Origin of the sequence: Ornithinibacillus caprae (assembly GCF_009728145.1) — a bacterium.
In the GTDB taxonomy this organism is placed as follows: Bacteria; Bacillota; Bacilli; order Bacillales; family Amphibacillaceae; genus Ornithinibacillus; species Ornithinibacillus caprae.
In genome coordinates this window covers 109,564-118,148 of record NZ_WOCA01000015.1, presented here as the reverse complement: position 1 = coordinate 118,148, position 8,585 = coordinate 109,564, and the positions used below count along the sequence as shown (strand labels likewise).

The following is an 8,585-nucleotide window of genomic DNA, read 5'->3' as shown; positions in this document are numbered from 1 at the left end:
CACCTAGCAAAGCTAGGCTAGTTGTGTGGGAGTTTATTTTCAATAAAAATTTCTTACTTAATAAAACAGTTATGACAGAATTAAAAAAGCTTGTAGAGAAAAAACACCTACTTTCTCTACAAGCTGAGAATCGCCTTTCAAGTGAAAGGCGATTCTTTTGTTTATATTCCTATAAATTTAATGACAAAATCAAACAAGAATAAGGTTGATATAATCATTAATGTTGCAGGTAATTCTTTACGTTTTCCTAATGCCATTTTTACGATAGGGTAGGCAATAAATCCAAATGCCATTCCATCGGCAATACTATAGGTGAACGGAATCATTACAACAATTAAAAAGGCAGGTATTGCTTCTGATATATTATCTAATGGTATATGGCGTATATTCTGCGCCATTAAAAATCCAACGATAATTAAAATCGGGCTAATCGCTGTATTTGGAATCATTGTAATCCATGGGATGATAAATATTGTTGCCAAGAACAATAAACTAGCAATGATTGCAGCAAAACCAGTTCTTCCCTTTGAAGCAATTACCGCAGCATTTTCAGCAGCAGAAACGGTTGGTGATGTTCCTAAAAAAGCACAGGTAAGGGTTGAGAATGCCGTTACTTTATACCCGCTTTTATAGCTATCATTACGGTCAAGCATATGAAGTTGGCCATGTAGTAATCCCATATTCTCAAAAATTAAGATCATTGCTAATGGGAAAACAGCTAACCAAAACGATAGATCACCAATTGCTGAAAAAGATGGTACAAATAATGCCTCACTTGGATTCAAATTAATTGAGCTTTTACTTGTACCTGTTTCAATAATTCCAAACAAGTATGCAAGAACAGTTCCACCAATCATCGTAATTAAAAAGTTTGCTGGAACATTTTTGACAAACAAAAAGATTGCCATAAACAATGTTAGTACACTTACGATGATTGTAGGAGAAGTGAAATCACCAATTGCAATTATCGTGCTTTCTCCACTTACAACGAGACCGCTTTTCTCTAAACCAATTAGAATTAGGAAAAACCCTAGTCCAACGGTAATCGCATGTTTCAGCGAATTTGGAATTGCTTCTTTTAAAATTAATCCAAGCTTTGTGAAGGCAGTTATGATAAAAATAATTGCAGCGATGAAAACGACTGCTAACCCCTCTTGAAATGTGAACCCATTTCCCTGTATGATAGAATATGCAAAAAGCGCATTGATTCCCATTCCAGGAATGAGTATTAAAGGTAATTTACTAATCATTCCCATTAATAACGTTCCAACAAAACTAGCTAGTATCGTTGCGATCATACCTGCTTCTAACGTGATGCCTGCTTCACTGAGAATGGAGCCATTTACTACTACAATATAAACTGTAGTTAAAAAACCGATAATACCTGCAATAAGATCGTTGCGAAGGTTATCTCTACTCTCAAGCTTTGGCTTTTGATTGTTGAAAAGCATGTAATCTCCTCAAATATTTTAATGTCCCTCTCCCACCCGATTATTAAATCTATAATCCACAAATGATTATTATAGAGGTTTTTGTTATAATTTACAATAGGTGTTTTTACTATACAATATTAGGCGGTGACAATATGAAATATAATTCCGTTTTTGACATAATCGGTCCGGTGATGATCGGACCGTCCAGTTCACATACAGCAGGTGCAGCACGAATTGGCTTAGCTGCACGAAATTTATTTGGAAAAGAACCAACTTGGGCACGTATTCATTTATATGGCTCATTTGCCAAGACATATAAGGGGCATGGAACTGATTTTGCGCTTGCTGGTGGATTACTTGGATTTAAGCCGGATGACCCACGCATGAGTAAGGCACTAGATGTAGCTGAGGAACGTGGCTTGAAGGTTGAATTCATCGAAGACAGTGCGAAGACAGAACATCCAAATACTGCAAGATTAATTATTGGAAAAGATGAAGAAAGTATGGAATTAGTAGGTATTTCAATTGGTGGTGGAAAGGTTGAGGTTACGGAATTAAATGGATTTGAATTGCGTTTATCTGGAAATCATCCTGCTATACTAATTATGCATAATGATCGATTTGGGGCTATTGCTAGTGTTACTAAAATACTTGCTAAACATGAAATAAATATAGGTCATATGGAAGTAAATCGGAAAGATGTGGGTAAAGAAGCCTTAATGGTCATTGAAGTAGATCAGAATGTAGAAGATGATATATTAAAAGAATTAGAGAATGCAGATCATATTATACGAATTTCTAAGATTGTAAGCTAACTAGAGAGAGGAGTTTTCACATGTTTCGAACAGTAGCGGAATTAGTGGAAATGGCAGAAAAAGACAATATTCAAATTTCAGAAGTAATGATCCGACAAGAAATGGATGTTAAAAATAGAACTCGCGAAGAAGTATTTGCAGATATGGAAAAAAATCTTGAGGTAATGGAAAAAGCCATTGAGGATAGTTTAAAAGGGGTACAATCTGTCACCGGTTTAACTGGTGGAGATGCAGTGAAAATACAGAGTTATATGAAAGAAAAAACTCCTTTATCAGGTCATCTTATGTTAGATGCAGTGAGTAAAGCTATGGGAACTAATGAAGTAAATGCTGCAATGGGAACGATTTGTGCAACACCTACGGCGGGAAGTGCTGGTGTTGTTCCAGGAACTTTATTTGCAGTTAAAAATCAATTGAATCCGACCAGAGAACAAATGATTCGCTATTTATTTACCTCTGGAGCATTTGGGTTTGTCGTGGCTAACAATGCCTTTATATCAGGCGCCGCTGGTGGATGCCAGGCAGAGGTTGGTTCTGCAGGGGCTATGGCTTCTGCGGCTATAGTAGAAATGGCAGGGGGAACCCCTCAACAATCAGCTGAAGCTTTTGCGATAACGTTAAAAAATATGCTTGGACTTGTTTGTGATCCTGTTGCTGGTCTTGTAGAAGTTCCTTGTGTGAAGCGAAATGCAGCCGGTTCTTCTTTAGCAATCGTTTCTGCTGATTTAGCTTTAGCTAATGTAACGAGTAGAATCCCTTGTGATGAGGTAATTGGCGCGATGTACCGTATTGGAAAGCAAATGCCGTCAAGCTTACGTGAAACTGGTGAAGGTGGTTTAGCTGATACACCTACAGGGCGACTATTAAAAGAAAAAATATTTGGATTGACTGTATAGAAAGAGTGATTTATATGCTAAGTGATGCAGTAATAAATATTAAAGGTATCGGAGAGAAATTTGCAGAAGATTTAAGTGAGATGGGAATCCATACCATTGAAGACCTAATCTTTCATTTTCCCTATCGATATGATGTGTTTGAAATAAAACCCCTTAGCGAATTAATTCATGAAGATAAAGTAACCATTGAGGGAAGGGTATTAAATGCACCTTCTCTCTCCTTTTATGGAAAGAAAAAGTCAAGGTTGATGTTTAATGTGGAAGTAGAGAATGTCGTTGTAAGGGCTGTTATGTTTAATCGAGCTTTTGCAAAAAAACAAATACAAATGGGTGACACGGTTACTATGACAGGAAAATGGGATGCGCATCGTTTACAAATTACCGTTAGCAACTATAAAAAGGGTTCTGCAGAAAATCAGAGTAATATTCAACCCATTTATTCCGTAAAGGGTGACGTTACGAACTATAAATTAAAAAAATCAATTCAAGCGGCAATCAAAGATTTTGGAGAACAAATAACCGAGCTACTTCCTTCGAATTATTTAACTTCCTACAAACTGCCAAATCGTAAAAATGCGATTAAGACAATGCATTTTCCTAAAGATCGTCAAGCATTAAAACATGCGCGGAGAAGGTTTACGTATGAAGAATTTTTACTTTTTCAATTAAAGGTTCAATTATTGAGGAAATTAAATAGAGAAGCTTCAAAAGGAAATACACAGCACTATGATAAAAAGCAAGTAGAGGATTTTATCAGTGATTTTCCATTTAAGTTAACTGGAGCACAAGAGAGCTCTTTAAGTCAAATCCTACAGGATATGAAATCATCATATCGGATGAACCGTTTATTGCAGGGAGATGTTGGTTCAGGAAAAACTGCTGTAGCCGCAATTGCGCTGTATGCTGCGATAACGGCCAACAAACAAGGTGCATTAATGGTACCGACTGAAATTTTAGCAGAGCAACATTTTCAATCGTTAACAGAATTATTTGGGGATCGAGCAAATATCGTATTATTAACTGGTTCTGTAAAAGGAAAGAAACGGAAAGAAATTTTATCCTCGATACATAATCATGATGTACATATTGTTGTTGGTACCCATGCGTTAATTCAAGATGATGTATTTTTTGATGATCTTGGTTTGGTTATTGTTGATGAACAACATCGATTTGGGGTAGAGCAAAGACGAACGCTTAGGGACAAGGGGTTACATCCCGATGTACTATTTATGACGGCTACACCGATCCCTCGAACCTTAGCGATTACTGCATTTGGGGATATGGATGTTTCGGTGATTGATGAAATGCCAGCAGGGAGAAAAGAGATTGAGACCTACTGGACAAAAGCAAATACATTTGATCGTATTCTTCAGTTTATTGAAAAAAGAGTAGAAGCAGGGGAGCAAGCTTACGTTATATGTCCACTTATTGAAGAATCGGATAAGTTGGACATCCAGGATGCAGTGGACCTTTACCATCAATTACAAGATTATTATCAATCTACCGTACAAGTTGGTCTTATGCATGGAAGATTAAGTTCTGAGGAAAAGGATCAGGTCATGCAGCAATTTGCAGGAAATCAAGTCCAAGTATTAGTATCTACCACTGTTGTTGAAGTAGGAGTAAATGTACCGAATGCTACGATTATGGTTATTTATGATGCGGAGCGTTTTGGCCTTTCGCAATTACATCAGCTAAGAGGTAGAGTCGGACGAGGGGATAAGCAAAGTTACTGTATACTAATTGCCGATCCAAAAGGTGAAGTTGGAAAAGAGAGAATGCGTATTATGACAGAAACGAATAATGGTTTTGAGTTAGCTGAACAGGATTTAAAACTACGTGGTCCTGGTGATTTTTTTGGAAAGAAACAAAGTGGTGTTCCTGACTTTAAAGTAGCCGATATGATCCATGACTATCGAGCACTAGAAACGGCTCGACAGGATGCACAAGAAATAATAAGTAATAATTTACTGGAAGAGGATCCATCATATCTACCATTACGATTGTATATCGAAAGTGATGGTGTATATTCACAAAAGTTAGACTAAAATCCACACTTGCATAAATAATCGTGGTATTATATATTACTATTAGGACCTAGTCATAAAACTGATGTACAACATAGCACAAATGAATATTTTAATAATTAAGTGGATGGTGTTTGATGTGAAATTACCAAAGGTAAAACGTCAAGAACTATTAAAAGAAACAATCGAACAAACACCTTTTATTACAGATGAAGAGTTGGCAAAAAAGTTTTCTGTAAGTATTCAAACCGTTCGACTTGATCGAATGGAGTTATCAATTCCCGAATTAAGGGAACGAATAAAAACAGTTGCTACTAGCCAATGGAATGAAACGGTTCGGGCGTTACCGTTAGAAGATGTAATAGGGGAAATAATTGATCTAGAATTGGATCAACGAGCAATATCTATTTTAGACATTGGTCAAGAGCATCTTTTTACAAGAAAGAACATAGCAAGAGGGCACCATTTATTTGCCCAAGCAAATTCTTTAGCAGTTGCAGTTATTAATGACGAGCTGGCATTAACTGCTAAATCGGAAATAAAATTCATGAGACAAGTTAAACTGGGAGAACGAGTGGTTGCAAAGGCAGAAGTAGAAGGAACTAATGAAAAAGGATTAACGATCGTTCACGTTACTAGTACTGTTGAGACTGAAAAAGTTTTCACTGGAATATTTCATATGTATCGTTCAACAGATAACAAAGGAGATCAATAAATGAGATTAGCAATCGATGCAATGGGTGGTGACCATGCACCTGAAGAGATTGTTAAAGGTGCAATGGAAGCTATCGAAGCTATTGAAAATGTACATATTACGTTAGTTGGCGATGAAGATAAGATCAAACCATTTTTAACTAACTCAAAAAATATCGATATTATACATACAACAGATATGATTACGGCTGAGGATGAACCAGTTCGAGCAGTACGTCGCAAGAAAAACGCTTCCTTAGTTTTAATGGCAAAAGAGGTAAAGGAAGGGCGAGCAGAAGCATGTATTTCTGCTGGTAATACTGGTGCTTTAATGAGCGCTGGCCTATTTGTAGTAGGAAGAATACCGGGAATCGATCGACCAGCATTGAGTCCAACGCTTCCAACAATCGATGGGAAGGGATTTTTAATGCTGGATGTTGGAGCGAATGTTGATGCAAAACCAAATCATCTCCTGCAATACGCCATTATGGGTTCCATATATACGGAAAAAGTGAGAGGAATTCACAATCCAACTGTCGGTTTACTAAATGTAGGGACAGAGGATGGTAAGGGTAATGAATTGACTAAAAAAGCTTTTGATCAACTAACAGAAGCACCAATTAACTTTATCGGAAATGTAGAGGCTCGAGACTTATTAGAAGGTGTTGCTGATGTAGTCGTTGCCGATGGATTTACTGGGAATGTCGCTTTAAAAACGATTGAAGGCACTGCTTACGCGATGTTCACCATGATCAAAGAGACCTTTTTGAGTTCGCTTAAAACAAAAATAGCAGCAGCTATGGTTAAATCGGATCTTAAAGGTTTAAAAAATAAATTAGATTACTCGGAGTATGGTGGAGCTGGGTTATTTGGATTAGCAGCACCAGTGATCAAAGCGCATGGATCTTCTAATAGTAGGGCGATCTATAACGCCATAAAACAAGCTTGTCATATGGTAGATTATCAAGTGACAGATAAAATTAAGGAAACAGTAGAAGAGATAAATAAGGAGGGGAATGAATGAAACGAGTAGTTTTTATGTTTCCCGGCCAAGGCTCACAAGCAGTCGGAATGGGAAAAGAGATTTATGAGCAATTTTCAACAGTAAAAGAATTATATAATAAAGCAAACAATGCCCTTGGTATTGACTTAAAAAAACTTATGTTTGAAGGGCCGAAAGAAACACTAACACAAACAGAGAATGCACAACCTGCCCTTTTATTATCAAGTATTGCCATTCATTCTTTACTAGATGCAGAAAACATTCAACCGGTTATGACGATTGGACATAGCTTAGGTGAATATAGTGCACTCGTGGCAGCAGGTGCACTATCTCTTGAAGAGGCACTACCACTAGTTCGAACCCGTGGTCGCTTAATGGAGGATGCTTTTCCTAAGGGGCAAGGGACAATGGCTGCTGTATTAGGAATGTCCGAAGAAGATATCCAAAATGTTTTGGATCAGGTACAAGATGAAATTGTTGATATAGCTAATTTAAATTGTCCTGGACAAATTGTTATATCCGGCTCCCGAAAGGGAATTGAACAGGCAACAGAAATTTTAAAGGAACACGGTGCAAAACGTGTGCTACCATTAAATGTAAGTGGTCCATTCCATTCTAGATTAATGGAACCAGCCAATAATCAATTTGCTAAGTACCTAGACGAAGTAACCATTCATGATGCTAGTATACCAGTAGTTGCGAATGTAACTGCCGAACCAGTGAAAAACAGTAATGAAATAAAAGAACTTTTATTAAAACAGTTATATTCACCAGTAAGATTTGATCAGTCGATCCGAAACATGATGGATGAAAATATTGATGCATTTGTCGAAATAGGGACTGGTAAAGTGTTAAGTGGACTAGTGAAAAAAATAAATCGTAAAGCACAAATCTTTACCGTACAGGATGTAGCATCTTTAGATGAATTTGTGTCTTGGTTTAAGGAGGATGCATAATGTTAAAGGGTAAAAGTGCACTTGTTACTGGTGCATCACGTGGAATTGGTCGTGCCATAGCTTTAGAACTAGCTAGACAAGGAGCAAATGTAGCTGTAAACTATGCTGGAAGCGAAGCGAAAGCACAGGCTGTTGTAGAAGAGATTGAACAGCTTGGAGTAAATGCTTTTAAAATCCAAGCAGATGTGTCCGATGAATCTAGTGTGAAAGCTATGGTTAAGGAAGTTATTGGCCAATTTGGTAGTTTAGATATTTTAGTGAATAATGCTGGCATTACGAGAGATAATTTATTAATGCGCATGAAAGAAGAAGAGTTTGACCAAGTTATAAACACAAATCTTAAAGGCGTTTTTGTATGTACGAAAGCTGTAACGAGACAAATGATGAAACAAAAATCTGGTCGGATCATAAATGTTGCATCTATTGTCGGAGTTAGTGGTAATCCTGGTCAAGCAAATTATGTTGCTGCAAAAGCTGGGGTAATCGGATTAACAAAAACTACAGCTAAAGAATTAGCATCTCGCAATATTCTTGTAAATGCAATTGCACCTGGATTTATTTCTACCGATATGACAGATGAGTTAACTGATGAGCAACGTGAAGGAATGCTAGCTATGATTCCTTTAGCTAAATTAGGTACTCCAGAAGATGTGGCAAGAGTTGTTCGTTTTCTAGCTTCAGAAGATGCTAACTATATTACCGGACAAACTATCCATATTGATGGTGGAATGGTGATGTAAAAATCCAACAACGGCATTTGAA

At 37.1% G+C, this 8,585-nt stretch carries 8 protein-coding genes; 7 read left to right on the top strand and 1 reads right to left on the bottom strand.

Features of this window, described 5'->3' with window-relative positions; genetic code table 11:
* Positions 1-161: 161 nt before the first annotated feature.
* Complete coding sequence (locus GMD78_RS16515) at positions 162-1,451, bottom strand: NCS2 family permease (protein WP_155670278.1); 1,290 nt, start codon at positions 1,449-1,451, stop codon at positions 162-164.
* 134 nt (positions 1,452-1,585) lie between these two features.
* Here GMD78_RS16515 and sdaAB point away from each other — a divergent pair, with 134 nt between their 5' ends.
* The 7 genes from sdaAB to fabG all read left to right on the top strand — a co-directional run bounded on the left by sdaAB (position 1,586) and on the right by fabG (position 8,563).
* Positions 1,586-2,248, top strand: coding sequence for an L-serine ammonia-lyase, iron-sulfur-dependent subunit beta (gene sdaAB / locus GMD78_RS16510; protein ID WP_155670276.1), 663 nt, complete (start codon positions 1,586-1,588; stop codon positions 2,246-2,248).
* 20 nt (positions 2,249-2,268) lie between these two features.
* On the top strand, positions 2,269-3,144 hold the full coding sequence (gene sdaAA, locus GMD78_RS16505) for an L-serine ammonia-lyase, iron-sulfur-dependent, subunit alpha (RefSeq protein ID WP_155670274.1): 876 nt from the start codon (positions 2,269-2,271) through the stop codon (positions 3,142-3,144).
* Positions 3,145-3,158: 14 nt separating this feature from the next.
* Entirely contained in the window at positions 3,159-5,192 is a 2,034-nt protein-coding gene (recG, locus tag GMD78_RS16500; protein WP_155670272.1) for an ATP-dependent DNA helicase RecG, read from the top strand.
* Between the two features lie 118 nt (positions 5,193-5,310).
* Entirely contained in the window at positions 5,311-5,886 is a 576-nt protein-coding gene (fapR, locus tag GMD78_RS16495) for a transcription factor FapR (protein WP_343042398.1), read from the top strand.
* Positions 5,887-6,888 carry a phosphate acyltransferase PlsX gene (plsX, locus tag GMD78_RS16490; RefSeq protein ID WP_155670269.1) on the top strand — a complete coding sequence of 334 codons (1,002 nt, stop codon included), beginning with the start codon at positions 5,887-5,889 and terminating at the stop codon, positions 6,886-6,888. It abuts the gene before it with no gap.
* The gene (gene fabD, locus GMD78_RS16485) at positions 6,885-7,823 is read left to right on the top strand and encodes an ACP S-malonyltransferase (protein ID WP_155670267.1); all 939 of its coding nucleotides are present in this window, start codon (positions 6,885-6,887) and stop codon (positions 7,821-7,823) included. The genes plsX and fabD overlap by 4 nt, the downstream gene beginning before the upstream one ends.
* Positions 7,823-8,563 carry a 3-oxoacyl-[acyl-carrier-protein] reductase gene (gene fabG / locus GMD78_RS16480; RefSeq protein WP_155670264.1) on the top strand — a complete coding sequence of 247 codons (741 nt, stop codon included), beginning with the start codon at positions 7,823-7,825 and terminating at the stop codon, positions 8,561-8,563. The genes fabD and fabG overlap by 1 nt, the downstream gene beginning before the upstream one ends.
* Positions 8,564-8,585 lie beyond the last annotated feature (22 nt).

Excerpts from the sequence above, each read along its gene's own strand:
- fabD (WP_155670267.1), top strand. The coding sequence starts at position 6,885 with ATGAAACGAGTAGTTTTTATGTTTCCCGGCCAAGGCTCACAAGCAGTC.
- GMD78_RS16515 (WP_155670278.1), bottom strand. The coding sequence starts at position 1,451 with ATGCTTTTCAACAATCAAAAGCCAAAGCTTGAGAGTAGAGATAACCTT.
- recG (WP_155670272.1), top strand. The coding sequence starts at position 3,159 with ATGCTAAGTGATGCAGTAATAAATATTAAAGGTATCGGAGAGAAATTT.
- fabG (WP_155670264.1), top strand. The coding sequence starts at position 7,823 with ATGTTAAAGGGTAAAAGTGCACTTGTTACTGGTGCATCACGTGGAATT.
- sdaAB (WP_155670276.1), top strand. The coding sequence starts at position 1,586 with ATGAAATATAATTCCGTTTTTGACATAATCGGTCCGGTGATGATCGGA.
- sdaAA (WP_155670274.1), top strand. The coding sequence starts at position 2,269 with ATGTTTCGAACAGTAGCGGAATTAGTGGAAATGGCAGAAAAAGACAAT.
- plsX (WP_155670269.1), top strand. The coding sequence starts at position 5,887 with ATGAGATTAGCAATCGATGCAATGGGTGGTGACCATGCACCTGAAGAG.